This window comes from Enterobacter sp. ECC-175 (genome assembly GCF_043968675.1).
Taxonomy (GTDB): domain Bacteria; phylum Pseudomonadota; class Gammaproteobacteria; order Enterobacterales; family Enterobacteriaceae; genus Enterobacter.
Map to the genome: position 1 here is coordinate 1560429 of NZ_CP143776.1, position 24767 is coordinate 1585195.

Genomic DNA, 24767 nt, shown 5'->3' on the forward strand with positions numbered 1-24767 from the left:
AGAGCGCCATGCTGAGCATCACCAACCTGTACGCCAGCTACGGCGGCAAGCCCGCGCTGGAGGATATCAACCTGACGGTGGACAGCGGCGAGCTGCTGGTGGTGCTTGGCCCTTCCGGCTGCGGGAAAACCACGCTGCTGAACCTGATTGCCGGATTTGTGCCGTATCAGCACGGCGCTATTCAGCTGGACGGCATAAAGGTTGATGGGCCCGGCGCCGAGCGCGGCGTGGTATTTCAGAACGAAGGGCTTTTGCCGTGGCGCAACGTGCAGGAAAACGTGGCGTTCGGCCTGCAGCTGGCGGGCATCGGCCGCGAGCAGCGGCTGGAGACGGCGCGGCAAATGCTGAAAAAGGTCGGGCTTGAGGGCGCGGAAAAACGCTTTATCTGGCAGCTTTCCGGCGGCCAGCGCCAGCGCGTTGGCATTGCCCGCGCGCTGGCGGCGAATCCGCAGCTGTTGCTGCTGGACGAGCCTTTTGGCGCGCTGGATGCGTTCACCCGCGAGCAGATGCAAACCCTGCTCCTGCGCCTGTGGCACGAGGGCGGCAGGCAGGTTCTGCTGATCACCCACGACATCGAAGAGGCCGTTTTTATGGCGACCGAGCTGGTGCTGCTTTCGCCGGGGCCGGGCCGCGTGCTGGAGCGCCTGCCGCTCGATTTTGCCCGCCGCTTCGTGGCGGGAGAGCCGGTGCGCAGCATCAAGTCCGACCCGCGCTTCATTGCGCTTCGCGAATACGTTTTGGGCCGCGTGTTTGAGCAGCGGGAGGCCTTCTCATGAGCCTTGTAGCCAATGAAAAAACGCCGCGCGCGCGTCTTGCCCTGCGCTGGCCTTTCTCGCGTCAAATGACGCTGAGCGTCGGCACGCTGCTGGTGCTGCTGGCGATATGGTGGATGGTGGCGGCGCAGGCGTGGATAAGCCCGCTGTTTCTGCCGCCGCCGGGGCAGGTGCTGGCAAAGCTGATTGCCATCGCCGGGCCGCAGGGCTTTATGGACGCCACGCTCTGGCAGCACCTCGGCGCAAGCCTGGCGCGCATCCTGGTGGCGCTGCTGGCGGCGGTGATTATCGGCGTGCCGGTCGGGATCGCGATGGGGCTCAGCCCGACGGTGCGCGGCATTCTCGACCCGCTGATTGAGCTTTACCGCCCGGTGCCGCCGCTGGCGTATCTGCCGCTGATGGTGATCTGGTTTGGCATCGGCGAAACCTCAAAAATCCTGCTGATTTATCTGGCGATTTTCGCCCCGGTTGCCATGTCGGCGCTGGCGGGCGTAAAGAGCGCTCAGCAGGTGCGCATTCGTGCGGCGCAGTCGCTGGGCGCCAGCCGCGCGCAGGTATTGCTGTTCGTCATTTTACCCGGCGCGCTGCCGGAGATTTTAACCGGCCTGCGCATCGGGCTCGGCGTCGGCTGGTCCACGCTGGTGGCGGCGGAGCTGATTGCGGCCACGCGCGGCCTTGGGTTTATGGTGCAGTCGGCGGGAGAGTTCCTGGCGACTGACGTTGTGCTGGCAGGGATCTCGGTCATCGCCGTGATTGCCTTTGGTTTAGAACTGGGGCTGCGCGCGCTTCAGCGCCGCCTGACGCCCTGGCATGGAGAAATGCAATGAGTGAACGTCTGACCATCACCCCGCTGGGGCCGTACATTGGCGCACAGGTTTCCGGCCTGGATGTGACTCGCCCCCTGAACGATAACCAGTTCGAACAGCTCTACCACGCGGTGCTGCGCCATCAGGTGGTGTTTCTGCGCGAGCAGGCCATTACCCCGCAGCAGCAGCGCGCGCTGGCGATGCGCTTTGGCGATCTGCATATTCACCCGGTCTACCCGCATGCGGAAGGGGTAGAAGAGATCATCGTGCTGGACACCCATAACGATAATCCGCCGGACAACGACAACTGGCATACGGACGTGACCTTCATCGACACGCCGCCCGCCGGGGCGATTCTGGCGGCAAAGCGGCTGCCGGAAAACGGCGGCGACACGCTGTGGGCCAGCGGCATTGCGGCGTTTGAGGCGCTCTCCGCGCCGTTCCAGGCGCTGCTGAGCGGCCTGCGGGCGGAGCACGATTTCAAAAAATCATTCCAGGAATACAAGTATCGCAAAAGCGAAGAGGAGCACCGGCGCTGGCAGGAGGCCGTGGCGAAACACCCGCCGCTGCTGCATCCGGTCGTGCGTACCCATCCGGTCACGGGAAAGCAGGCGCTGTTTGTGAACGAAGGGTTCACCACCCGCATCGTGGACGTGAGCGAGAAGGAGAGCGAGGCGCTGCTGGGCTTCCTGTTCGCGCATATCACGAAGCCGGAGTTTCAGGTGCGCTGGCGCTGGCAGGAAAACGATCTGGCGATTTGGGATAACCGCGTAACGCAGCACTATGCCAACGCGGACTACCTGCCGCAGCGCAGGATTATGCACCGGGCGACGATTCTGGGGGATAAGCCCTTTTATCGTGCGCCGTGATCCCCTCTCCCCGAAGGGACGAGGGGACTGCTCGGTGCGGTTTGCCTTCAGGTCGCTACCAGCCCGTCCAGGGGGCGGGCCCCGCCCGAGGCCAAAGGTCGTCAAGAACGCTATCGAGACTGAACATGATGGCTCCTCCTGCCGTCTTGCGAAGACGGTAGAAGGAGCGGGTGTCGGTTGTATTGCAGCGGGTGAAGATTAGCGGAGGATTTTTTTCTCGGCCAGATCCAGCGCGAAGTAGCTGAAGATCAGATCTGCACCCGCGCGCTTGATCGCGCCGAGGCTTTCGAGGATCACTTTCTCTTCGTCGATCGCGCCCGCCTGCGCGGCAAATTTGATCATCGCGTATTCGCCGCTCACCTGGTAAGCGCCCAGCGGCAGCTCGGTGCGCTCGCGGATATCGCGCAGGATATCCAGATATGCGCCCGCCGGTTTCACCATCAGGCAGTCTGCGCCCTGGGCTTCATCCAGCAGGGACTCGCGGATCGCCTCGCGGCGGTTCAGCGGGTTCATCTGGTAGGTTTTGCGATCGCCCTTCAGCGCCGTGCCCGCGGCTTCACGGAACGGACCGTAGAAGGAGGAGGCGAATTTGGTGGAGTAGGACATGATGGCGGTGTCGGTGAAGCCGGCGGCGTCCAGCGCCTGGCGGATTGCCTGAACCTGTCCGTCCATGGCGGCAGAAGGGGCGATGAAGTCAGCGCCCGCGGCGGCGGCAACTACCGCCTGCTTGCCCAGGTTGAGCAGGGTTGCGTCGTTGTCTACGCCGTGGTCGCACAGCACGCCGCAGTGGCCGTGGGAGGTGTATTCGCAGAAGCAGGTGTCCGACATCACGATCATCTCCGGCACGGCCTCTTTGCAGATGCGGGACATGCGGGCGACCAGGCCGTCCTCTTTCCAGGCATCGCTGCCCGTGGCGTCGGTGTGGTGAGAAATGCCGAAGGTCATTACCGAACGAATACCCGCATTGGCAATGCGTTCAATCTCGCGCGCCAGGTGCTTTTCTGGAATGCGCATCACGCCCGGCATGGCGTCGATGGCCTTGTAGTCGTGGATCTCTTCTTCAACAAAAATCGGCAACACCAGATCGTTTAAGGTGAGCGTTGTCTCTTCAAACATAGCGCGAAGTGCCGGAGACTTGCGCAGGCGACGGGGGCGAGCAATTAAATCGGTCATGATATGCCTGACGTTTGTGGAACAAAGGAGCCCTAGTGTACCTGAAGATGGGCGGGGGTGTTTTACTAAAGTGGGCGTTATGGATATGCGTTCTCAGGGGCTCAGATCACCCCTTTTTACCGCGCGACGAGAGGGCGCGTAACACGGATAATAAATGATATATTATGTATTTTTTCTGTGGGATTTGGTAAGTTAGAGGTTGGTCAAGTTCACGTCCTGATTATTATACTTAAAACTTTTACGTTATTTCCCGTTTGCGCATTTTTGTCCGTGCTTATTATCGGTTTTGAAAATGTTTTAAGGTTTATCTCTATTACTTGTCTGGATTCGGACTAAATAGAAACATTGATTGAACCTTTTCGAAATGAAACTGCATAATTCCCTCCGCAATTAAATATTGCAAATTCATTGATGGACAAACTTGCTTACGTCCCTGAGGAGGGATGACCCAATGCAAACATGGAAAAAGAAACTGGTTGTATCTCAACTTGCATTAGCCTGCACTATGGCTATCGCTTCTCAGGCCAATGCGAAAGATATTTCCGGTACGACATATAATACTTTTGGATATGATAATACCGCGTCAACGCCCTGGTATTATGGTTATGCCGACTGGAATTACTCGGATGCCATCCACGACGGTGATATTTATCCCGTGATTAATAAATCCACGGTGAATGGTGTTATTTCAACGTACCATCTGGATGATGGCGTAAATGGCCGTGCAAATGCGCTTAGCATTTCTAACAGCACCATTAATGGCATGATTACGTCAGAGTGCATGACCACGACGTGTGCCGATGGCGTCGATACCGACGGCACCCAGCATGCTCAGTACGATCGTTTTAGCCTGACGGTTGACCACTCCACCATTAACGATGCCTACGAACACTACGCGTATGACGTCGTTAATGGCGACACCACAGAAACGCATTACCTTGATACCTATGGTCTTGGGAATGCCATTACCCTGGACGTAGAGTCCGATATCGTTATCCAGAACAACTCCCACGTTGCGGGTATCACGCTGACGCAGGGCTACCAGGAGCTGGATAATACTCCTTACGACGGCGTTGAAGGCGTTGCCAACAGCAGCAACATCTTTACCAACAGCGTGGTGGTGAAAGATTCCGTGCTGACGTCCGGCGCGTACCGCGATCTGGGCACCAGCGGCTTCTATGGCCAGACCGCGAAGCCGAGCGATTATAGCGAAACGAACGCCACGGGCGCGGATGACGCGGCGCTGATCGTTATCGCCGGTGCATCTGATAACGCCATGCAGACCACGGCGACCTTCGACCGTTCAACCGTGACCGGAGACATTCTGTTCTCCAGCACCTTTGATAACAACTTCTACGTCAACGGCGATCCGCAGACCGATACCACCGAAGACGGCGTGTACAACCCAACCACCAACGGCTGGGACGGTACCGACAAGCTTGACGTTACGCTGACCAACGGCAGTAAGTGGGTCGGTGCAGCGCAGACCATCAAAGTTGATGCCATCGGCACCTCACAGATGTATGGTCAGGGCTACAGCAACGTTGACTGGCACGGCCTGTCTCCGAACAGCATCTGGCCTGATTCTACCTTCGACAGCAACGGCCACGTTGCGGGTGAAGAGGTCTACCAAAGCGGCCTGTTCAACGTCGCGCTGGATAACGGCTCAGAATGGGATACCCGCAAGACCTCTAACATTGACGCGCTGAAGGTGAACAACCAGTCGCAGGTCAACGTCGAAAACTCCGGCCTGCTGGCGGATTCCATCACCCTGACCAATGCGTCTACGCTGAATATCGGCGACAGCGGAGCCGTGGCTACAGACAGCCTGTATCTCGACAGCTATAGCCGCGCGGCGCTGACCGAAGAGACGGCAGAGCTGTATGCCAACACCCTTACGGTAGACAACCATGCCGAGCTGGCGCTGGGTCTGGGTCAGGTAGATACGCACAACATGGTGCTCACCGATGGCGGCGTGCTCAACGTTGCCAGCCGCGATTACGTGCTGAACAGCGATCTGAACAACGCGCGTTATATCACCAACGACCGTTACAAATCTGACTACGACCACGGCGTGATTGCGCTCAACTCTGACGGCCACCTGGCCGTGAACGGCGACGTTGCGGGTAACTACAGCGTGCGTATTGACGATGCAACCGGCGCGGGTTCCGTCGCGGAGTACAACAACAGAGAGATCGTTCGCGTCTACGACAATAACGCGGACACCAGCGCTCGCTTTACCGCAGCCAACAAGGCCGATCTGGGGGCGTATACCTATGAGGCGCAGCAGCGCGGCGACACCGTTGTGCTGGCGCAGCAAGAGCTGACCGACTCGGCCAATATGGCGCTGAGCATTCCTTCTGCGAATACCAACATCTGGAACCTGCAGCAGGATACGCTGGGGGCTCGTCTGACCAACGCCCGTCACGGCCTGGCGGATAACGGCGGCGCGTGGGTGAGCTACTTCGGCGGTAACATCGACGCGGATAACGGCGTGGTGAGTTACGATCAGGACGTGAGCGGCATCATGGTGGGTGTTGATACTCTGATTGACGGTAACAACGCGAAGTGGACCGTGGGTGGCGCAGCTGGCTTCGCGAAAGGCGATGTCAGCGACCGTACCGGTCAGGTCGATCATGATAGCCAGACGGCGATGATTTACGCGTCCGCGAAGTTTGCGAACGATGTCTTCCTCGACAGCTCCCTGAACTATACCCGCTTCAACAGCGACCTCTCTGCGAGCATGAGCAACGGTCAGTACGTGGACGGTAATACCACTACCGATGCCGTCGGCTTTGGCCTGAAGCTGGGCTACGACTGGAAACCTAACCTGTCTGGCTACGTTACGCCTTATGCTGCCGTATCGGGTCTTTTCCAGTCGGGTGATGATTATCGTCTGAACAACGACATGCGTATCGACGGCCAGTCTTACGACAGCCTGCGCTATGAGCTCGGCGTTGATGCGGGTTACACCTTCAACTACGGCGGCGATCAGGCCCTGACGCCTTACTTCAAGCTGGCGTACGTGTATGACTATGCGGACAACACCGCGAATATCAACGGTGACACCATCGACAACGGCATGGAAGGTTCTGCCGTTCGCGTGGGGCTGGGTACGCAGTTTAGCTTCACCAAAAACTTCAGCGCATACACCGATGCTACCTACCTGGGCGGCGGCGACGCTGAGCAGAACTGGGGCGCAAACCTGGGCGTGAAATACACCTGGTAAATCTAAAAGCGGGAGAGATCGTCTCTCCCGCTTTTTACTGTAACAAGAGAAAATAATATAGAACCGAAAAAGACAGATGACTTGAGGTCTGCATGAACGTTGATGCGAAACCACTTGCTGAATTAAGCCGGCTTGAACGGTGCCTGAAACCCGAAGGCATTCCTTTTACAATACCTAAGCACCATATTCTTTCTTATCGTTGCGCTGATGATTCTCCTACCACCGTTGTTTTGCAAACGGGCATTGTCGCCGTTCATCGTCAGTCAGATGAATTATTGATCGGTATTGCGACCGCGCCTTTCATATTTGGCCTTACGTCCGATATGCTGGGTAACCCGTCCGAATATAATATTGTCGCAAGAACACCCTGTAGCGGGTTTTATTTACCTGCCATAAAAAACTATCAGCGTATTGATGAAGAAAATATTTGGCAGGATGCCTTTACCTGGATTTTGTGGATTAATCGGCTATTGCAGCGGCGCGATATGCAGCTGGTTGGCAATAATTCATATGCCCAGATCCGGGCCATGCTGCTTAATATGGCTACATGGGATGATAATCTGCGCTCTAAAATAGGCGTAATGAATCATATTCAGCGAAGCACACGTATTTCACGCTCGGTAGTGGCAGAAGTGCTGGCCGCACTGAGAGAGGGAAATTACATCAGCATGAGCAGGGGCAAACTGGTCAGCGTAAACCGTTTGCCCGCTGAATATTAATTCTGGTTAGAGGCCGTCAGCACCTGCGCTTTGTTAGCACTCAGTTCGGCGACTAAATTATTAACCCCGTCGCTCATGTTGACGAAGCGCGTGTTCGGCGAGCGGGTGACCACCACAAACGCGCCCACGTTTGACTGGGGGATCATCGCCATATAGGTAATAAATCCGCCGCCGCCGCCGGTTTTCTGGATGATCCCCGGACGGCCGTCTTTCGGCTCCATATACACCCATCCCAGCCCCAGCGCGTCCGCTTTACCCGGCACGTCCATGCCCACCAGGCGCGTTAGCTGACTGCGCTTGTAGATCAGGGTCTGCATCCTGTCCGCCTGCGGGCTGCGCGAGTAAAAATCGGATGAGAGGAACTGCTGCATCCAGCGCATCATATCGCCCGGCGTGGAATAGACGCCGCCGCTGCCGACGGCGGCCAGGGTGTTGTTACACGGGCTGGCGCCTTTTTCCGCTATCATCAGGCGTTTACACTGGTCCGGCGACGGGGTGAAGGTGGTGTCCTTCATGCCCAGCGGGCGGGTAATCTGCTCTTCAAAAAGCTGGGTATACGGTTTGCCGGATGCCGAGGCTAAGGCGTCGGCCAGCAGATCGAAGGCCAGGTTGGAATAGGCCGCCTGCGAGCCCGGGGCGGTCTTCAGCGCGGCGGTGCTGAGATAGTTCCAGCGCTGCTCGCGGGTTGGCCAGACGAATACCGGACGATGGGCTGCTCCGCCCGGCTGCTCGCGCGGCAGGGCGCTGGTGTGGGTTGCGAGGTTGACCAGCCGAATCGGCGTGCCCTGGTAGGTTGGGACGCGCGCGCCCGGTGGGGCGTACTTGCTGAGCGGATCGTCAAGTTTGACCACGCCCTGGTCGAGCAGCTTCACCAGCATTTCGCTGGTCATCAGCTTGGTGATGGAGGCAATGCGGATCACCGAGTCCAGCTGCGGGTGGACGTTATTTCCCGGGCGCGTTTCGCCAAAGCTGCGAAACACACGCTGATTGCCGTCGATCACGACCAGCGCCATGCCCGTCGCGCCGCTGCCGTAGTAGATCAGATTGGCGTAGCGATCGGCAATATCTGAAGCCAGCGCGGGCGCCGTCAGCGGCTGGGCTGCCTGGGCGGGAGCGACGCTCGCCGCACACAGCGCGGCGATAAAAAGCAGACAACGTTTCAACGAAATGCATCCATAGAGGTGAACAGGAAAAGTAATGGGTATTTATACTACTAAACGATTCCGCGCAATGGCCCGAATTACATAACCATAGCGAGAAAAACGTAATGATGGGTAAACGTAAACAATTTCCGCAAGACGCATCTCCCATTTTGTGACGTCGGCCTTATGATAGGGCGCGGTGTTCCAGCCTCATGGCGTTTGAAACGCACCGAAACAATTCTCGAAACGGGAAAACGAACTAATAATCACGCGTCGGGTCTGACCATTTTACCCGGGCCGGGAGACGGGCTCGGGCAGGTTTTAAGTAGGGCGAAGTGTTGTACACAGCAACAGCCATAACAACAAGAAGGAAGCAATATGTTTACGTCTTTTTTCCCAAAGCCGGGGCCTTTTTTCCTGTCGGCATTTATTTGGGCACTGATCGCCGTCCTGTTCTGGCAGGTGGGCGGCGGCGCGTGGCTAATGCGCCTCACCGGCGCCGCGAGCGACGTGCCGATTAGCGCAGCGCGCTTCTGGTCGCAAAGCTTCTTGCTCTTTTACGCCTACTACACCGCGTGCGTGGGGCTGTTTGCCCTGTTCTGGTTCAAATACTCTCCGCACCGCTGGCAGTACTGGTCGATTTTAGGATCCGCACTGATCATTTTCGTCACCTGGTTCATGGTGGAAGTGAGCGTTGCGATTAACGCCTGGTATGCTCCGTTTTACGACCTCATCCAAAAAGCGCTGAGCGCTCCGAATAAGGTTCCCATTGGTGAACTCTATGCCGGTCTCGTGAGCTTTATGGGCATTGCCATGATTGCCGTAACGGTCGCGGTCCTGAATAACTTCTTCGTGAGCCATTACGTTTTCCGCTGGCGCACCGCGATGAACGAATACTACATGGCGAACTGGCAGCGCCTGCGCCATATCGAAGGCGCCGCGCAGCGTGTTCAGGAAGACACCATGCGCTTTGCATCGACGCTGGAGGACATGGGGGTCAGCTTGCTCAATGCCGTGATGAAGCTCATCGCGTTTTTACCCATTCTGATTGCGCTTTCCCCCCACGTGCCTGAACTTCCGATCGTGGGCCATCTACCCTATGGTTTGGTTATCGCGGCGCTGGTCTGGTCTCTTATGGGGACGGGGATGCTTGCGGTTGTGGGGATTAAGCTGCCGGGGCTACAGTTCAAAAACCAGCGCGTGGAAGCGGCCTATCGAAAAGAGCTTGTGTATGGCGAGGACGATCCCTCCCGCGCCGCGCCGCCAACGGTTAAAGCGCTGTTTAAAAACGTACGCTATAACTATTTCAAGCTCTACTTCCACTATATGTACTTCAATATTGCGCGCATTTTGTATCTCCAGGCTGATACGGTTTTTGGAATAGTCCTGTTGTTCCCGTCAATAGTTGCAGGGACAATTACCCTGGGCCTAATGACCCAAATCACCAACGTCTTTGATCAGGTGAGAAGTTCGTTCCAGTACCTGATCAGCTCCTGGACCACGCTGGTCGAGCTGATGTCCATCTATAAGCGTTTACGCAGCTTCGAGCGCGAGCTGGACGACAAAGACCTGCAGGAAGTAACCAATACCTTTAGCTAAAACAGGGAGTTGCTATGTCTTTTGCCGTACCCCGCGCGTTACCGCTGTCCTTCGTTGCCGCCTTCGTGCTGGCGGGCTGTGCCGATAAGGGCGCCGCGCCGCTCAAAAAGGGCGAGAAGCCCGTGGACGTGGCGAGCGTGGTGCGGCAAAAAATGCCCGCCAGCGTCAAGGATCGCAGCGAATGGGCTGATGCCTTAGCAAAAACCTTCGAAAGCCAGAAGATTGCTCCTACCGAGGAGAACATCTGCTCGGTGCTGGCGGTGGCGCAGCAGGAGTCGATGTACCAGTCGGACCCGGCCGTGCCCGGCCTGAATAAAATTGCCTGGAAAGAGATCGACCGTCGCGCCGAATCCATGCACATTCCGGTGTTCCTGGTGCATACCGCGCTGAAAATCACCTCGCCAAACGGTAAAAGCTACAGCGATCGGCTGGACGCGGTGAAAACCGAGAAGCAGCTGAGCGCCATTTTTGATGATTTTATCGGCATGGTGCCGATGGGGCAGAAGCTGTTTGGCTCGCTCAACCCGGTGCACACCGGCGGCCCGATGCAGGTCAGCATCGCGTTTGCTGAAAAACATACCGACGGCTATCCGTGGAAAATCGACGGCACGGTGCGTCAGGAGGTCTTTTCCCTGCGCGGCGGGCTGTGGTTTGGCACATATCACCTGCTGAACTATCCGGCGAACTACGATGAGCCTTTATACCGCTTCGCGGACTTTAACGCCGGCTGGTACGCGAGCCGAAATGCCGCCTTCCAGAACGCGGTCAGCCGCGCGAGCGGCGTCAAGCTGGCGCTGGATGGCGATCTGATCGCCTACGGCAGCAGCGAGGCGGGCAGCACCGAGCGAGCGGTGCGTAAGCTTTCCACGAAGCTTGGGATGAGCAACAGCGAAATCCGCCGCCAGCTGGAGAAGGGCGATAGCCTGGCGTTCGAGAAAACCGATCTGTATCAGCAGGTATTTAAGCTTGCGGAGCAGAAGAGCGGGAAAGCGTTACCGAAAGCGATGCTGCCCGGCATTCAACTTGAGAGCCCGAAGATCACGCGTAATCTGACCACCGCGTGGTTCGCTAAGCGCGTGGACGATCGTCGGGCTCGCTGTATGGGGCTGTAGGTCAGCGGGGGCGGCGGAAGCGGAGCACCAGGGCGATGGCACCGAGGACCGCGCAGCCGAACAGGAAAGGAATAAGCCCGAACACGGTGCTTACGCCCAGGCCAATCTCAACGCGCGGGCGGCCGCTGTCCTGAACCTGCATCAGATGTTCATAAACGCCCGGCGCGTGAACCAGCACGTTCAGCAGCTGTGACCCTGCCCAAAAGCAGAACAGCACAAACAGAGCATAAGCGATGTTCCCCGCCGTGGAGGTTTTGGGGTGTTTGCCGCCAAAAATCGGTTTTGATAAGGTGAAATCAGCCATAAAAGACCTCCCGGAATCGCACTGTTCAGAATGGCGTCGTACAGGGTGAGTGTGACAGGTCATAGCATTTGTCAATATCAGAATCGTGGTAATTTGCCGTCAGGAATCCTCCTGGATTATCGAATTCTGTGGCACATCACAATTTGGTGACTTAAGTGAAACTGCGTCGCGTTTCAGATTTTCCGCATCCGCCACAGACCTGGCCGAAAAACTGTGAGAGGATAGCCCTCTTTCCCTGCCGGAGTTGTCATGAAGCTCACTTCCAAATTACGCCGTGACTGGCATTACTACGCCTTTGCGATTGGCCTGATCTTTATTCTGAACGGCGTGGTCGGCCTGCTGGGGTTTGAAGCGAAAGGCTGGCAAACGTATGCCGTGGGGCTGGTGACGTGGGTGATTAGCTTTTGGCTGGCCGGGTTTATTATCCGCCGACGCCCTGAAGAGGCGTCAGCGGGCGAGGCGGAAACGGCAAATAAGGCCGATTAGCCGTTGACGGAGCTTTTCAGGGCGCTGTCGGCGGCGTGACGCTCCAGCGCCAGCTCGATCAGGCGGGTGATGAGTTCCGGGTAGCTCAGGCCGCTGGCCTGCCACAGCTTGGGATACATGCTGATGTTGGTAAAGCCCGGCAGCGTGTTGATTTCGTTGATCACCACCTCATTTTCCGGCGTCAGGAACACGTCCACGCGCGCCATTCCGCAGCAGCCCAGCGCCTGATAGGCCTCAACGGCGATCGCGCGGATCTTATCGTTGATGGCCGGATCGAGATCCGCTGGCACCACAACCTGCGCGCCTTTATCGTCTATGTATTTGGTGTCGTACGAGTAGAAATCGCTGTTCAGCACCACTTCACCGCAGGTGCTTGCCTGCGGGAAATCGTTGCCCAGCACGGCGCACTCAATTTCACGCCCTTTAATTCCCTGCTCAACCACCACCTTGTGGTCAAACTCAAACGCCAGGCGAACCGCGTCGCTGAACTGCGCTTCGCGGGTCACCTTGCTTACGCCCACGGACGAGCCCTGGTTGGCGGGCTTAACGAACAGCGGCAGGCCGAGCTTTTCGCTGATTTGAGCAAAACTGTGCCTGTCGCGATTGGCGCGGGTCAGGGTGACGAACGGCGCGATGTTGAGACCGGCGTCGCGCAGCAGGCGCTTGGTGACCTCTTTATCCATGCAGGCGGCGGAGCCCAGCACGTCGGAACCGACAAACGGCAGGTTAGCCATGCGCAGCATTCCCTGCAGGGAGCCGTCTTCACCCAGCGTGCCGTGTACAATCGGGAACACCACGTCAATTTGCGCCAGCGCGCGGGCATTTCCCGCATCGATAAACTGGCCCTGAGCAACGCCCGGCACGGTGGCAACGCTGGTTTCGGAAGGATTTAGCGCGATATGCGCCGGATCGTTAGCGTTTAACAGATACTGGCTTGCGTCGTTGATATGCCATTGGCCCTGCTTATCAATGCCCAACAGCACCACGTCGAAACGGTTTTTATCAATCGCATCGACAATATTTTTTGCCGACTGCAATGAAACCTCGTGTTCCGCCGATTTACCCCCAAAGACAATACCCACCCGCTGCTTTGCCATTTCACTCTCTTCCAGTCTGACGAAAAGCCTATAACATACCACGATGCCCTGCGGGTTTCGCGGCCTTCTGCCATAATGTTTTGAGGCGATAAGGGGGGAGATAAGTGAAAGGAAAAAGCCTGCTGATGATTCTGCTAATCGCCGGAGCTGCCGCGGTCGGATACCGCTGGCTGCCGTCCTATTACAACCCGTTCACGCCGCTTACGCTCGACGATCCGCCCGGTAAAATCACGCAGTTCAAGCTTAGGCGCCTGACGCCAGAGGCGTGCGAACAACTGTTGGTCCAGGCCAACCGGCGCGCGCTAATCCGCACGCAGGCCGTTGCGGACAGCGACGGCGCTTGCCCGCTGCGCAACGTGGTGCGGGTGCGCAGTTTCGGCCCGGTCGCCCTTAGCGGCAGCTTTCTGGCCAGCTGCCCGCTGGCGCTCAGCTCCGCGCTGTTTGTCAGCCAGCAGGCCCGTCCGCTGACCCGAGCCTATATGGGCAGCGAGCTTGCGCAAATTGAGCATCTGGGCAGCTTTGCCTGCCGAAATATTTATCATCGCCCCGATGCGCGCCTGAGCGAACACGCCACCGCCGACGCGCTGGATATCAGCGCCTTTCGGCTGGCAAACGGACGGCGCGTGACGATCCTTAACGGATGGACGTCGGCCGGCACGCAGCCCTGGCTGCAGGCGCTTCTGGCGGCCAGCTGCGGCTATTACGGGAATGGGCTTGGGCCGAACTATAACGCCGCGCACGCCAACCATTTTCATCTCGGGATGCGCGGCTTCGGCGCGTGCCGGTAAAGCATAATCTTCCGCCGGAAAATGGTTAAGTTGTGACATGTTTCACAAATATGATGACTGGGAAGATAAAACGCCAAAGTCGTCGGAGCCGCACCTCTGGTACCACGCTAGCGAACGTAACTTGCTAATCTGTGGGCGAATTTGCTTAAAACGAAGACCGAATCCGTATGGAATCCTGGAAAGTTAACCTCATCTCCGTCTGGTTTGGCTGTTTCTTTACCGGACTTGCCATCAGCCAGATCCTGCCGTTTTTGCCGCTGTACGTGGCGCAGCTGGGCGTGTCATCTCACGAAGCGCTCTCGATGTGGTCGGGGCTGACCTTCAGCGTAACGTTTTTGGTTTCCGCCATCGTCTCTCCCATGTGGGGCAGCCTGGCGGACCGTAAGGGCCGCAAGCTGATGCTGCTGCGGGCGTCGCTGGGCATGGCCATCGCCATACTCCTACAGGCGTTTGCCACTAACGTCTGGCAGCTGTTTATTCTCCGCGCGATTATGGGGCTAACCTCCGGGTACATTCCGAACGCCATGGCGCTGGTGGCCTCGCAGGTTCCGCGCGAGCGTAGCGGCTGGGCGCTCAGCACGCTCTCCACGGCGCAAATTAGCGGGGTGATTGGCGGCCCGCTGATGGGGGGCTTTCTGGCTGACCACGTTGGGCTGCGCGCGGTGTTTTTCATCACCGCGATCCTGCTGGTCGTGAGCTTTCTGGTCACGCTCTTTCTGATCAAGGAAGGGGGAAGGCCGACCGTCAGTAAAGCCGAACGCCTGAGCGGCAGGGCGGTGTTTGCCTCGCTGCCGTACCCCGGCCTGATGATTAGCCTGTTTGTCACCACCATGGTGATCCAGCTCTGTAACGGCTCGGTGGGGCCCATTCTGGCGCTGTTTATCAAATCAATGGCGCCGGACAGCAACAACATCGCGTTCCTCAGCGGAATGATTGCCGCCGTGCCCGGCGTCTCGGCGCTGATTTCCGCCCCGCGTCTGGGCAAGCTGGGGGACAGGATCGGTACGGCGAGAATACTGATGGCGACGCTGATTTTTGCGGTGGTGCTGTTCTTTGCGATGTCGTTCGTGACGTCACCGTTCCAGCTGGGCGTGCTGCGCTTCCTGCTCGGGTTTGCCGACGGTGCTATGCTGCCCGCCGTGCAAACGCTGCTGGTGAAATATTCCAGCGACCAGGTCACCGGGCGTATTTTTGGCTATAACCAGTCCTTCATGTATTTAGGCAATGTTGCCGGTCCGCTCATTGGCGCGTCCGTCTCGGCGATGGCGGGGTTCCGCTGGGTATTTGCCGCAACGGCGGTGGTGGTCATGCTGAATATTATCCAGCTCGCCTTTGCGCTGCGTCGTCGGGGGCAAATCGCGGCGGCAAAATATCAGCGTTAATATTATATATTCTTATGGTAGCCCTGTTGTTCATAACTAAATGTGGGCTACCGGATGAGAATGTACCCATGTCGGGATAATGGTTTTTATAATAGCAAAACGTTTCGCTGATAATTAAATTATCCGGTTTATGAACTAACTTCACTTTTGCATAAGATAATACTTTTCTTCTCTTTGCATTACGAAAGGAGAGTGCTAAGTTCAGGAAAAATCTGATAAGGAAATAGCACGATGAAAAACCTCATTGCTGAGTTGCTGCTGAAGCTTGCACAAAAGGAAGAAGAGTCAAAAGAGCTGGTCGCCCAGGTCGAGGCGCTGGAAATTGTCGTCACCGCGCTATTGCGACACATGTCTAAGCAGGAACAGGATGCGCTCATTCAAAGCGTGGAAGGCGCGCTGGAAAGTACAAAGCCCGATCCGCAGGTTCCCGCACACGACGCGGAGATGCTGCAACAATACGTAAAAAAGCTATTAAGGCATCCTCGCAGTTAACCTTTCAAAGACACTGAATGCGTGTCATAGAAATGTCATGCAGGTTGCCTATAGTCGCTCTGTTTTATTTTTTATGTATTTGTACATGGAGAAAATAAATTGAAACAGAGCGCACTTTTCATTGCTTTAATCCCCCTGTTATTTACCCCCGTAATTCATGCCGATACCGCAAATAATCCACAGCAGGATAATCGCGCCGCAAAAGGTGATATCACCGAGCCGGGCGGTGCCCGTCGCCTGTCAGAAGATCAAACCGCGGCCATTCGCGCATCGCTAATCGATAAACCCGCTAAAAATATCATTCTGCTGATCGGCGACGGCATGGGTGACTCCGAAATCACGGCCGCGCGAAATTACGCTGAAGGCGCGGGCGGCTTTTTTAAGGGGATCGATGCGCTGCCGCTGACCGGGCAATATACCCACTATGCGCTGGATAAAAAAACCGGCAAGCCGGACTACGTGACCGACTCCGCCGCGTCCGCTACGGCGTGGTCAACCGGGGTAAAAACCTATAACGGCGCGCTGGGCGTAGATATACACGAAAAAGACCATCAAACGATCCTTGAAATGGCAAAAGCGGCGGGGCTGGCAACCGGCAACGTCTCAACCGCCGAGCTGCAGGATGCCACCCCGGCAGCGCTGGTGTCGCACGTTACGTCCCGTAAATGCTATGGGCCGTCCGTCACCAGCGAAAAATGCCCTACCAACGCGCTGGAGAAGGGCGGCAAGGGCTCCATCACCGAACAGCTGCTGAACGCGCGCCCGGACGTGACGCTGGGCGGCGGGGCAAAAACCTTCGCGGAAACCGCGACGGCGGGCGAGTGGCAGGGCAAAACGCTGCGCGAGCAGGCGCAGGCGCGCGGCTACCAGATGGTCAGCGACGCGGCGTCTCTGGCGGCCATCACGGAAGCGAATCAGGATAAGCCCGTGCTGGGGCTGTTCTCGGACGGCAATATGCCGGTGCGCTGGGAAGGGCCGAAAGCCTCTTATCATGGCAACCTCGACAAACCGGCCGTGACCTGTACGCCAAACCCGAAGCGCGACGGCAGCGTGCCGACGCTGGCAGACATGACGGATAAGGCCATCTCCCTGCTGAGCCACAATGAAAAAGGCTTCTTCCTGCAGGTGGAAGGCGCTTCCATCGACAAGCAGGACCACGCGGCGAACCCGTGCGGCCAGATTGGCGAAACGGTTGACCTGGACGAAGCGGTGCAAAAAGCGCTCGCGTTCGCGAAGAAGGATGGCAATACGCTGGTCATCGTCACCGCTGACCACGCCCACGCCAGCCAGATCGTTCCGCCGGACGTTAAAGCCCCTGGCCTGACGCAGGCGTTGAATACCAAGGACGGCGCGGTGATGGTGATGAGCTACGGTAACTCGGAAGAAGAGTCGATGGAACACACCGGCACGCAGCTGCGCATCGCGGCGTATGGCCCTCACGCGGCCAACGTGGTCGGGCTGACCGATCAGACGGATCTGTTCTACACCATGAAGGCGGCCCTCGGCCTGAAGTAAGCGAAACGCCCGGCAGAAATCCGCGCTGTCGGGTGGTTTTTTTTCCGCGACGAACCAGACTTAGGATGGAACTTCACAAAAGGATGGTGCAATGAAAACAACATTACTGGTTACCCTACTTTCAGGCCTGTTTCTCATCTCGAATGCCCACGCGGCAGAAAAGACGCTTACTCCGCAGCAGCAGCGCATGAGCACCTGTAACCAACAGGCAACCGCGAAAACGCTGAAAGGGGATGAGCGTAAAACCTACATGAGCGACTGCCTCAAAAATGGTGCTGCTAAACCGGGCGAGAAAAGCCTGACCCCGCAGCAGCAAAGAATGCGTGAATGTAACGCTCAGGCCACGCAGCAGATGCTGAAGGGAGACGATCGCAGCAAGTTCATGAGCGGTTGCCTGAAAAAACAAGCGTAGTCCGAACGGGTGAGCGCCTGACGGGGCTCACCCGAAATTTCATACTTTCCCCGCAGACCCCCTCTCTATAATTTGGGAAATTGTTTCAGAATATTCCCAAAAATGATGAATGATGAATTTTATGACAATGATGAGAACATTCGGGAAGAGTGGTCCTGCAGCCTTTCTCCGGATGATCCCCACCGATCCGGCATCCCGTTTTCGCGGCGGATCCGGCTGGCGCGTATCGTTGGGCTGGCGGGGCTCTTTCTCCCTATGGCCAGCGTGCTAGTCACCCATTTTCTGTCAGGCGGATGGTGGCTTCTGCTGGTCGGCTGGGCCTTCGTCTGGCCGCATCTGGCGTGGCAGTTAGCCTGCCGCGCGGCCGATCCCTGCGCGCGCGAGATCCTGAACCTCAAAGTGGACGCGATGGTGGCGGGCATCTGGATCGGCCTGATGGGCGTGAACGCCCTGCCAGCGGTGGCGCTGGTGGTGATGATCGCCATGAACATGATGGGGGCGGGCGGATGCCGGTTATTTATCGCCGGGCTTGCCATCACCGTTCTGTCAACGCTGGTGACCCTGCAGCTGGCGGGCAGCGTCAGCGCGTTCTCTCCCGATCCGCTTGAGTGGGGGCTAACCCTGCCGTTTTTGGTGTGCTACCCGATACTCTTTGCCTGGCTAAGCTACCGAACGGCAATCCGGCTGGCGGAACACCGGCGGCGGCTGGCGCTGATGAGCACGCGCGACGGCATGACGGGCGTCTTTAATCGCCGCCACTGGGAAATGCTTCTGCGCAACGAGTATGAAACGTGTCGCCGCAGCCGCCAGGGGGCGACGATCCTGCTCATCGATATCGATCGCTTCAAGAATATCAACGATACCTGGGGGCACGACGTGGGGGATGAGGCGATTATCGCCATCACGCGGCAGCTGCAGATGACGCTGCGCGCCGGGGATTGTATCGGCCGCTTCGGCGGCGACGAATTTGCGGTGATCATGTCCGGCACGTCGGCCGAAAGCGGGATTGCCGCCATGTCACGCGTGCACGAGCGTCTGGAGCATATGTCGCTTCCCGGCGCGCCGGGCGAGCGGTTGCAGATAAGCGTGGGGGTTGCCGCCTGGGGGCCCCAGTTTGAACACTACCGCGCGTGGCTGAAGGCGGCGGACGTTGCCCTGTACAAGGCCAAAAATGCCGGGCGTGGCCGCACCGAAGTGGCAGCCTGACGCCCGATGATTTCCTTCAGGACTTACTGAGCTTCTCTGATTTTTCCATGCATTTTTCCATTGCCTCGATCACCGCCGAACGGAAGCCGCGATCCTCCAGCACGCGCACGGCTTCAATGGTTGTGCCTCCTGGGGAGCACACCATGTCCTTGAGCTCGCCCGGATGCTTACCGGTTTCCAGCACCATTTTGGCGGAGCCCATCACCGCCTGGGCCGCAAATTTATAGGCCTGAGCGCGCGGCATACCGCCCAGCACGGCGGCGTCGGCCATGGCTTCGATGAACATAAAGACGTACGCGGGAGCGGAGCCGCTGACGCCCACTACCGGGTGGATCATCGATTCGGCAATCACTTCGGCTTCACCGAAGCAGCGGAAAATATTCAGCACGTCGGCCACGTCTTCGGACGTAACCAGCGCGTTCGGGGTGACGGAAGTCATCCCTGCATTGACCAGCGACGGCGTGTTCGGCATGGCGCGCACAATCTTGCGGTCGTGCCCGAGCGCGCGGGCCAGCTGATCGAGGGTGACGCCCGCGGCAATGGAAACCACCAGCGTCTCTTTATTCAGGCTGGAGGTTATTTCGCTCAGCACCTTAATCATGATGTTAGGCTTGACGGCACCGAAGACGATGTCGGCCACCTGGGCCACTTCCTGCGCGCTTTCGGCAGCGTTAATGCCGTACTCGTCGCGCAGCGCGGCGACCTTATCCGGTGATGGGGTATAGACCCAAATCTGCCCCGGCAGCACCTGGCCGCTGGCGATCAGGCCGCCGAGAATGGCTTTGCCCATGTTGCCGCAGCCGATAAACCCGATTTTCTTATCCATCACGTTTCTCCGTTATTATGCCTCGTTATCTCTGATGGATAGCTTAACAATGAAAAGCAGGCGACAATAGCCGTCAATGTCATTAGGGGAGAGAATATGGCGATTTGGGTTGATGCGGACGCGTGTCCGAATGTCATTAAAGAGATTTTATTCCGCGCCGCCGAGCGCGTGCAGATGCCGATGACGCTGGTGGCGAACCAGAATATCCGCGTTCCGCCGTCCCGCTTTATCCGCTCTATGCGCGTTCCGGCTGGTTTTGACGTGGCGGATAACGAAATTGTGCGGCAGTGCAGCGCGGAAGATTTAGTGATTACGGCAGACATTCCGCTGGCCGCCGAAGTGCTGGAGAAAGGGGCCGCGGCGCTGAACCCGCGCGGTGAACGCTACTCGCCCGCCACCATTCGCGAAAAGCTCACCATGCGCGATTTTATGGACACCCTGCGCGCCAGCGGCGTGCAAACCGGCGGGCCGGACTCCTTATCCCAAAGGGATCGCCAGCAGTTTGCCGCCGAGCTGGATAAATGGCTGCTGGAAGTTAAACGCCGCACGGCTTAATGATAATTGTTTTCATTTATGGTAGGGTGAGACGCATCGGGGTTGTCTTTCCCTGCTGCTTTGCAGTAAAGTTAGCGCAACATCTTCTGCAATCATTTCTTTACAGTCTTCAGCCATCCGGCATCAAGGGGAACACCTGGTTATGACCCAACCCATCTTTTTAGTTGGCCCCCGCGGCTGTGGGAAAACCACCGTTGGCCTCGAACTGGCGCGCGCGTGCCAAAGCCAGTTTGTCGATACCGACCACCGGCTTCAGGCGGTTGCCGGCGAAACCATCGCCGAGATTGTCGAGAAAGAGGGCTGGGAAAGCTTTCGCGCGCGTGAAACCGCCGCGCTGGAGGCCGTTGCCGCGCCTTCAACCGTGATTGCCACGGGCGGTGGAATTATCCTGGCAGAGCAAAACCGCCAGTTCATGCGCGAAAAAGGGATTGTGATTTACCTCTGCGCGCCGGTCGACACGCTGGTGGGCCGCCTTGAGGCGTTTCCGGAAGAGGGCCAGCGGCCAACGCTGACGGGCAAACCGATTAGCGAAGAGGTCAGCGACGTGCTGGAGGAGCGCGATGCGCTCTACCGCGAGGCGGCGCACCATGTTGTTGATGCCTCTCTTTCGCCGCAGGAAGTGGTAAATCAGATTATTACCGTCCTGCCTTTAGCCTGCGCCAGCTAGCCGCCGTCTATACTCATAGCTCAGACAAAAAATAAGGATGAGCTATGCCAACCAGACCTCCCTATCCGCGCGAAGCGCGCATCGTGACCGTAGAAAAAGGCAGCACCGATCGGACCGTGACCTGGTACCAGCTGCGGGCCGATCACCCTAAGCCCGATTCGCTAATCAGCGAACATGAAACCGAGCAGGAAGCGCTGGACGCCAAGCGGCGCTACGAAGATCCTGAAAAGTCCTGATAGAAATCCTAAATTCGTCACAACCGTGCCTGAATCACACTTTTAACTCATCGGTGTTGTTAAGCAGGGGTTAATATTTAGTTATTACAGGTAGATTCGGAAAGGCCGCCAGATCTTTACACTTCGCTGTAGAGATCTGCTGCTACGCTTTTTTGCTGTTTATTTGAAAATAAAACCGTACAGCGTAGTGAGCCTGTGCCTGTGTTAACGCAGTGGTAGTGATTGAAGGCGAAAAAAATGAAGGCAACATTGGCGATCCTCACGATCGGGGTGGTTCCTGTAAGCGAAGTATTACCGCTCTTAACGGAGCATGTCTCTGAACAACAGATCTCGCATTTGAGCCTGCTCGGCAAGATGAGTCGGGAAGAGGTCATGGAAGACTACGCGATAGAACCGGGAGAGGACCCCCTGCCGACATTGTTAAGCGACGGTAAAATGGCGCACGTTTCCCGGCAGAAGATCGAGCGCGCCCTGCAGGGCGTGATTGAAGTGCTGGATAATCAACGCTATGACGTCATTTTGTTGATGAGCACGGCTCCGATTACCGGGCTGGTCGCGCGAAATGCGATCCTGCTCGAACCGATGCGCATCATCCCGCCGCTGGTGGCTTCGATCGTGGACGGGCATCAGGTTGGGGTGATCGTGCCAATCGAAGAACTTATTGATAATCAGGCCAACAAGTGGAAGGCGCTGGCGAATCCGCCGCACTATGCGCTGGCGAACCCGTTCTGGGACAGCGAAACCAAGCTGATTGCCGCAGGGCGCGAGCTGATAGAGTCGGGCGCGGATGTTTTGATGCTGGACTGCCTTGGTTTTCACCAGCGCCATCGCGACCTTTTGCAAAAGGCGCTGGACGTTCCCGTACTTTTATCGAACGTTCTGGTGGCCCGCCTGGCCTCCGAGCTGCTGGCCTGATGATTTTGCGTGACAGGTTACAAGCATGGCCCCTATAGTGGATTTTTATCTAAAAATACAAGGGACAGCCCATGCTTCAGAGTAACGAATACTTTTCCGGTAAAGTGAAATCGATTGGTTTTACCAGCAGCAGCACTGGCCGCGCCAGCGTTGGCGTTATGGCTGAAGGGGAATACACCTTTGGTACGGCGGAAGCGGAAGAAATGACGGTGGTCAGCGGTGCGCTGAACGTCTTACTGCCGGGGGAAACGGAGTGGAAGGTCTATTCTGCCGGGCAGGTTTTCAACGTGCCGGGCCACAGCGAGTTTCATTTACAGGTTGCTGAGCCAACCTCTTATCTGTGCCGATATCTGAAATAATTTTTTCCCTCTCCCCTATGGGGAGAGGGTTAGAGTGAAGGGCGATTATCTCTGCGCTTCGCCGCCGAGACCTTCCACCAGGCTCTGGATCAGCGCCGCCAGCTCGCCGGTCATCAGGATAAAGTCCGCGTCGAAGCGCTGGGCGTAATCTTCCCGATCGATATCTTCGTTCTGATCGCGCAGCTCATCACAGAACTTCAGACGCTTCACCGAGCCGTCGTCGCACATCACGAACTGAATGCGCTGCTGCCAGTCCAGCGCCAGCTTGGTCACCACCTTGCCCGCCTCAATGTGTACGGCGATTTCGTCGCTGACCAGATCCTGTTTTTTCGCGCGGATCACGCCGCCGTCTTCGAGCAGCGCCTTAAGTTCCGCTTCGTCGAGGATCTGGAAGCCCTGCGCGGCCGTCCCGCTGCGCACCCACTCGGTCAGCGTCAGCTCGATCGGCGTTTCCAGCGCCAGCGGTACCACCGGCAGCGAGCCGAGGCTCTTACGCAGCAGGGCCAGCGTATCTTCCGCTTTCTTGGCGCTGGCGCAGTCCACCATAATCAGGCCGTTGACCGTATCGATCCACATCATCGTCTGGCTAAAGCGGCTGAACGCGCGCGGCAGCAGAGAGTGCAGCACTTCGTCTTTCAGCGAGTCTTTTTCCGTTTTTTTCAGCTTGCGGCCCTGTTCGGCTTCCAGCTTGAAGATCTTCGCTTCGAGCGCCTGCTTCACCACCGGCGTCGGCAGGATCTTCTCCTCTTTACGGGCGCAAACGATGATTTGCCCCGTGCTGCTGGCGTGGGTCAGCGCATCGCTTTGTGAACCCATTGGCGGAACCCAGCCGGTTTTCGCCATATCCTGGCTACCGCAAGGGGAAAAGGTGTAAGCGGCTAACTGTTTTTCCATCTCTTCTGCACGCAGCGAAACGTCGCGGCTGAGACGGTAAACCATCAAATTTTTGAACCACAGCATGATAATTTCCACGGCCTTGTCGTTAAATCAGCGGGCATGATAACGAATTGTCGCATCCCTTGCATTGCTAATCGGGAAGCGTGCTTCTACTCTGTTGATAATCAAGATAATGAGGAGTCACCCGTGCGTATTGGTATTGATTTGGGCGGTACGAAAACAGAAGTGATTGCGCTGAGCGAACAGGGGGAGCAGCTGTTTCGCCACCGCCTGCCTACGCCGCGCGATGATTATCGCCAGACAATCGAGACGATCGCCCGGCTCGTTGAGATGGCGGAGCGGGAGACGGGGCAGACGGGCACCGTCGGGATGGGCATACCGGGATCGATTTCGCCCTACACCGGGGTGGTTAAAAACGCCAACTCGACGTGGCTCAACGGCCAGCCGTTCGATAAGGACCTGAGCGCGCGCCTGAACCGCGAGGTGCGGCTGGCAAACGATGCGAACTGCCTGGCGGTGTCTGAAGCTATCGACGGCGCGGCGGCCGGCGCGCAGACCGTGTTTGCGGTGATTATCGGCACCGGCTGCGGTGCGGGCGTGGCGTTCGGCGGGCGGGCGCACATCGGCGGCAACGGCACGGCGGGCGAGTGGGGGCACAACCCGCTGCCCTGGATGGACGAGGACGAACTAAAATACCGCGCGGAAGTGCCGTGCTACTGCGGCAAGCAGGGCTGTATTGAGACGTTTATCTCCGGCACCGGCTTCGCGACCGACTACCACCGCCTGAGCGGTCAGCCGCTGAAGGGCAATGAAATTATGCGGCTGGTCGAAGAGCAGGATCCGGTTGCGGAGCTGGCGCTCAGCCGCTACGAGCTGCGGCTGGCGAAATCGCTGGCGCACGTGGTGAATATTCTCGATCCCGACGTGATTGTGCTCGGCGGCGGCATGAGCAACGTGGATCGGCTATACGCCACGGTGCCGAACCTGGTGAAGCAGTGGGTGTTCGGCGGCGAGTGCGAAACGCCGATCCGTAAAGCGGTACACGGCGACTCCAGCGGCGTGCGCGGCGCTGCGTGGCTGTGGCCGGAATAAAAGCAAAACAGCAACGTAAGTTGCTGTTTTTGATGTTTGTACCCTCTCCCTGTGGGAGAGGGCCAGGGTGAGGCAAGGTAAAAGCAAAACAGCAACGTAAGTTGCTGTTTTTGGTG

The 24767-nt window shown here is 57.6% G+C and carries 26 protein-coding genes; 20 read left to right on the plus strand and 6 right to left on the minus strand.

Annotated features, from left to right (window positions below; all coding sequences use genetic code 11):
- The first annotated feature begins 8 nt into the window (after nucleotides 1-8).
- Genes tauB through tauD form a run of 3 tightly spaced genes read left to right on the plus strand, consistent with a single transcriptional unit; the run spans nucleotide 9 to nucleotide 2448 of the window.
- Nucleotides 9-776 (plus strand): taurine ABC transporter ATP-binding subunit, encoded by a 768-nt coding sequence (gene tauB, locus V1599_RS07335; protein ID WP_112011196.1) that lies wholly within the window; start codon nucleotides 9-11, stop codon nucleotides 774-776.
- Entirely contained in the window at nucleotides 773-1600 is an 828-nt protein-coding gene (gene tauC, locus V1599_RS07340) for a taurine ABC transporter permease TauC (RefSeq protein ID WP_395301270.1), read from the plus strand. Before tauB ends, tauC begins: the two co-directional genes overlap by 4 nt.
- Nucleotides 1597-2448: a taurine dioxygenase gene (gene tauD, locus V1599_RS07345; RefSeq protein ID WP_395301271.1), complete on the plus strand. Its 852-nt coding sequence runs from the start codon at nucleotides 1597-1599 to the stop codon at nucleotides 2446-2448. The genes tauC and tauD overlap by 4 nt, the downstream gene beginning before the upstream one ends.
- A 198-nt stretch (nucleotides 2449-2646) precedes the next feature.
- Here the strand turns inward: tauD and hemB are convergent, their stop codons facing one another.
- Nucleotides 2647-3621: a porphobilinogen synthase gene (hemB, locus tag V1599_RS07350; RefSeq protein WP_395301272.1), complete on the minus strand. Its 975-nt coding sequence runs from the start codon at nucleotides 3619-3621 to the stop codon at nucleotides 2647-2649.
- Nucleotides 3622-4072: 451 nt separating this feature from the next.
- Here hemB and V1599_RS07355 point away from each other — a divergent pair, with 451 nt between their 5' ends.
- Both V1599_RS07355 and V1599_RS07360 read left to right on the plus strand, forming a co-directional pair.
- A complete protein-coding gene (locus tag V1599_RS07355) occupies nucleotides 4073-6850 on the plus strand; it encodes an autotransporter outer membrane beta-barrel domain-containing protein (RefSeq protein WP_395301273.1) in 2778 nt (925 codons plus the stop codon).
- 92 nt (nucleotides 6851-6942) lie between these two features.
- A complete protein-coding gene (locus V1599_RS07360; protein WP_112011201.1) occupies nucleotides 6943-7569 on the plus strand; it encodes a helix-turn-helix domain-containing protein in 627 nt (208 codons plus the stop codon).
- On the opposite strand, the gene ampH is transcribed toward V1599_RS07360, so the two are convergent.
- On the minus strand, nucleotides 7566-8732 hold the full coding sequence (gene ampH / locus V1599_RS07365) for a D-alanyl-D-alanine-carboxypeptidase/endopeptidase AmpH (protein ID WP_395301274.1): 1167 nt from the start codon (nucleotides 8730-8732) through the stop codon (nucleotides 7566-7568). The genes V1599_RS07360 and ampH overlap by 4 nt on opposite strands.
- 357 nt (nucleotides 8733-9089) lie before the next feature.
- Between ampH and sbmA the strand changes: the two genes are divergently transcribed.
- Nucleotides 9090-10310 carry a peptide antibiotic transporter SbmA gene (gene sbmA, locus V1599_RS07370; protein ID WP_112011203.1) on the plus strand — a complete coding sequence of 407 codons (1221 nt, stop codon included), beginning with the start codon at nucleotides 9090-9092 and terminating at the stop codon, nucleotides 10308-10310.
- Nucleotides 10311-10324: 14 nt separating this feature from the next.
- A complete protein-coding gene (locus V1599_RS07375; protein WP_395301275.1) occupies nucleotides 10325-11422 on the plus strand; it encodes a DUF1615 domain-containing protein in 1098 nt (365 codons plus the stop codon).
- A 1-nt stretch (nucleotide 11423) separates the two neighbouring features.
- Here the strand turns inward: V1599_RS07375 and V1599_RS07380 are convergent, their stop codons facing one another.
- Nucleotides 11424-11726, minus strand: a complete 303-nt coding sequence (locus tag V1599_RS07380; protein ID WP_112011205.1) for a DUF2755 family protein — start codon at nucleotides 11724-11726, stop codon at nucleotides 11424-11426.
- Between the two features lie 249 nt (nucleotides 11727-11975).
- Between V1599_RS07380 and V1599_RS07385 the strand changes: the two genes are divergently transcribed.
- Nucleotides 11976-12212, plus strand: coding sequence for a DUF2754 domain-containing protein (locus V1599_RS07385; RefSeq protein WP_112011206.1), 237 nt, complete (start codon nucleotides 11976-11978; stop codon nucleotides 12210-12212).
- Here the strand turns inward: V1599_RS07385 and ddlA are convergent.
- Entirely contained in the window at nucleotides 12209-13309 is a 1101-nt protein-coding gene (gene ddlA / locus V1599_RS07390) for a D-alanine--D-alanine ligase (protein WP_297118275.1), read from the minus strand. The genes V1599_RS07385 and ddlA overlap by 4 nt on opposite strands.
- A gap of 104 nt (nucleotides 13310-13413) precedes the next feature.
- Between ddlA and V1599_RS07395 the strand changes: the two genes are divergently transcribed.
- From V1599_RS07395 to adrA, 6 genes are all read left to right on the plus strand, one after another.
- Nucleotides 13414-14097: an extensin family protein gene (locus V1599_RS07395; protein ID WP_297118278.1), complete on the plus strand. Its 684-nt coding sequence runs from the start codon at nucleotides 13414-13416 to the stop codon at nucleotides 14095-14097.
- Nucleotides 14098-14264: 167 nt separating this feature from the next.
- The gene (locus tag V1599_RS07400) at nucleotides 14265-15479 is read left to right on the plus strand and encodes a multidrug efflux MFS transporter (protein WP_297118281.1); all 1215 of its coding nucleotides are present in this window, start codon (nucleotides 14265-14267) and stop codon (nucleotides 15477-15479) included.
- A 231-nt stretch (nucleotides 15480-15710) separates the two neighbouring features.
- Nucleotides 15711-15971 (plus strand): anti-adapter protein IraP, encoded by a 261-nt coding sequence (gene iraP, locus V1599_RS07405; RefSeq protein ID WP_297118284.1) that lies wholly within the window; start codon nucleotides 15711-15713, stop codon nucleotides 15969-15971.
- Nucleotides 15972-16070: 99 nt separating this feature from the next.
- A complete protein-coding gene (gene phoA, locus V1599_RS07410) occupies nucleotides 16071-17486 on the plus strand; it encodes an alkaline phosphatase (protein WP_395301276.1) in 1416 nt (471 codons plus the stop codon).
- Between the two features lie 91 nt (nucleotides 17487-17577).
- Nucleotides 17578-17898 carry a phosphate starvation-inducible protein PsiF gene (psiF, locus tag V1599_RS07415; RefSeq protein WP_112011212.1) on the plus strand — a complete coding sequence of 107 codons (321 nt, stop codon included), beginning with the start codon at nucleotides 17578-17580 and terminating at the stop codon, nucleotides 17896-17898.
- A gap of 102 nt (nucleotides 17899-18000) precedes the next feature.
- Entirely contained in the window at nucleotides 18001-19104 is a 1104-nt protein-coding gene (gene adrA, locus V1599_RS07420) for a diguanylate cyclase AdrA (protein WP_297118293.1), read from the plus strand.
- A 16-nt stretch (nucleotides 19105-19120) separates the two neighbouring features.
- On the opposite strand, the gene proC is transcribed toward adrA, so the two are convergent.
- On the minus strand, nucleotides 19121-19930 hold the full coding sequence (gene proC / locus V1599_RS07425; protein ID WP_395301277.1) for a pyrroline-5-carboxylate reductase: 810 nt from the start codon (nucleotides 19928-19930) through the stop codon (nucleotides 19121-19123).
- A gap of 96 nt (nucleotides 19931-20026) precedes the next feature.
- On the opposite strand from proC, the gene V1599_RS07430 reads away from it, so the two are divergent.
- The 5 genes from V1599_RS07430 (at nucleotide 20027) to ppnP (ending at nucleotide 22662) form a co-directional block, all read left to right on the plus strand.
- Nucleotides 20027-20485 carry a YaiI/YqxD family protein gene (locus V1599_RS07430; protein ID WP_297118296.1) on the plus strand — a complete coding sequence of 153 codons (459 nt, stop codon included), beginning with the start codon at nucleotides 20027-20029 and terminating at the stop codon, nucleotides 20483-20485.
- 142 nt (nucleotides 20486-20627) lie between these two features.
- Nucleotides 20628-21152, plus strand: a complete 525-nt coding sequence (gene aroL, locus V1599_RS07435; protein WP_297118299.1) for a shikimate kinase AroL — start codon at nucleotides 20628-20630, stop codon at nucleotides 21150-21152.
- A gap of 44 nt (nucleotides 21153-21196) precedes the next feature.
- Nucleotides 21197-21388, plus strand: coding sequence for a protein YaiA (gene yaiA, locus V1599_RS07440; protein ID WP_112011217.1), 192 nt, complete (start codon nucleotides 21197-21199; stop codon nucleotides 21386-21388).
- Between the two features lie 237 nt (nucleotides 21389-21625).
- On the plus strand, nucleotides 21626-22303 hold the full coding sequence (locus tag V1599_RS07445) for an AroM family protein (RefSeq protein ID WP_112011218.1): 678 nt from the start codon (nucleotides 21626-21628) through the stop codon (nucleotides 22301-22303).
- A gap of 71 nt (nucleotides 22304-22374) precedes the next feature.
- The gene (gene ppnP, locus V1599_RS07450) at nucleotides 22375-22662 is read left to right on the plus strand and encodes a pyrimidine/purine nucleoside phosphorylase (protein ID WP_003859131.1); all 288 of its coding nucleotides are present in this window, start codon (nucleotides 22375-22377) and stop codon (nucleotides 22660-22662) included.
- Between the two features lie 45 nt (nucleotides 22663-22707).
- Here ppnP and rdgC read toward each other — a convergent pair whose 3' ends face one another.
- Nucleotides 22708-23622, minus strand: a complete 915-nt coding sequence (rdgC, locus tag V1599_RS07455; RefSeq protein WP_112011219.1) for a recombination-associated protein RdgC — start codon at nucleotides 23620-23622, stop codon at nucleotides 22708-22710.
- A 123-nt stretch (nucleotides 23623-23745) separates the two neighbouring features.
- Between rdgC and mak the strand changes: the two genes are divergently transcribed.
- A complete protein-coding gene (gene mak / locus V1599_RS07460; RefSeq protein ID WP_395301278.1) occupies nucleotides 23746-24651 on the plus strand; it encodes a fructokinase in 906 nt (301 codons plus the stop codon).
- Nucleotides 24652-24767: the final 116 nt, after the last annotated feature.

Coding starts and splice junctions, on each gene's coding strand:
- tauB (WP_112011196.1), top strand. CDS start 9: ATGCTGAGCATCACCAACCTGTACGCCAGCTACGGCGGCAAGCCCGCG.
- tauC (WP_395301270.1), top strand. CDS start 773: ATGAGCCTTGTAGCCAATGAAAAAACGCCGCGCGCGCGTCTTGCCCTG.
- tauD (WP_395301271.1), top strand. CDS start 1,597: ATGAGTGAACGTCTGACCATCACCCCGCTGGGGCCGTACATTGGCGCA.
- hemB (WP_395301272.1), bottom strand. CDS start 3,621: ATGACCGATTTAATTGCTCGCCCCCGTCGCCTGCGCAAGTCTCCGGCA.
- V1599_RS07355 (WP_395301273.1), top strand. CDS start 4,073: ATGCAAACATGGAAAAAGAAACTGGTTGTATCTCAACTTGCATTAGCC.
- V1599_RS07360 (WP_112011201.1), top strand. CDS start 6,943: ATGAACGTTGATGCGAAACCACTTGCTGAATTAAGCCGGCTTGAACGG.
- sbmA (WP_112011203.1), top strand. CDS start 9,090: ATGTTTACGTCTTTTTTCCCAAAGCCGGGGCCTTTTTTCCTGTCGGCA.
- V1599_RS07375 (WP_395301275.1), top strand. CDS start 10,325: ATGTCTTTTGCCGTACCCCGCGCGTTACCGCTGTCCTTCGTTGCCGCC.
- V1599_RS07380 (WP_112011205.1), bottom strand. CDS start 11,726: ATGGCTGATTTCACCTTATCAAAACCGATTTTTGGCGGCAAACACCCC.
- V1599_RS07385 (WP_112011206.1), top strand. CDS start 11,976: ATGAAGCTCACTTCCAAATTACGCCGTGACTGGCATTACTACGCCTTT.
- ddlA (WP_297118275.1), bottom strand. CDS start 13,309: ATGGCAAAGCAGCGGGTGGGTATTGTCTTTGGGGGTAAATCGGCGGAA.
- V1599_RS07400 (WP_297118281.1), top strand. CDS start 14,265: ATGGAATCCTGGAAAGTTAACCTCATCTCCGTCTGGTTTGGCTGTTTC.
- iraP (WP_297118284.1), top strand. CDS start 15,711: ATGAAAAACCTCATTGCTGAGTTGCTGCTGAAGCTTGCACAAAAGGAA.
- psiF (WP_112011212.1), top strand. CDS start 17,578: ATGAAAACAACATTACTGGTTACCCTACTTTCAGGCCTGTTTCTCATC.
- adrA (WP_297118293.1), top strand. CDS start 18,001: ATGATGAATGATGAATTTTATGACAATGATGAGAACATTCGGGAAGAG.
- proC (WP_395301277.1), bottom strand. CDS start 19,930: ATGGATAAGAAAATCGGGTTTATCGGCTGCGGCAACATGGGCAAAGCC.
- V1599_RS07430 (WP_297118296.1), top strand. CDS start 20,027: ATGGCGATTTGGGTTGATGCGGACGCGTGTCCGAATGTCATTAAAGAG.
- aroL (WP_297118299.1), top strand. CDS start 20,628: ATGACCCAACCCATCTTTTTAGTTGGCCCCCGCGGCTGTGGGAAAACC.
- yaiA (WP_112011217.1), top strand. CDS start 21,197: ATGCCAACCAGACCTCCCTATCCGCGCGAAGCGCGCATCGTGACCGTA.
- V1599_RS07445 (WP_112011218.1), top strand. CDS start 21,626: ATGAAGGCAACATTGGCGATCCTCACGATCGGGGTGGTTCCTGTAAGC.
- ppnP (WP_003859131.1), top strand. CDS start 22,375: ATGCTTCAGAGTAACGAATACTTTTCCGGTAAAGTGAAATCGATTGGT.
- rdgC (WP_112011219.1), bottom strand. CDS start 23,622: ATGCTGTGGTTCAAAAATTTGATGGTTTACCGTCTCAGCCGCGACGTT.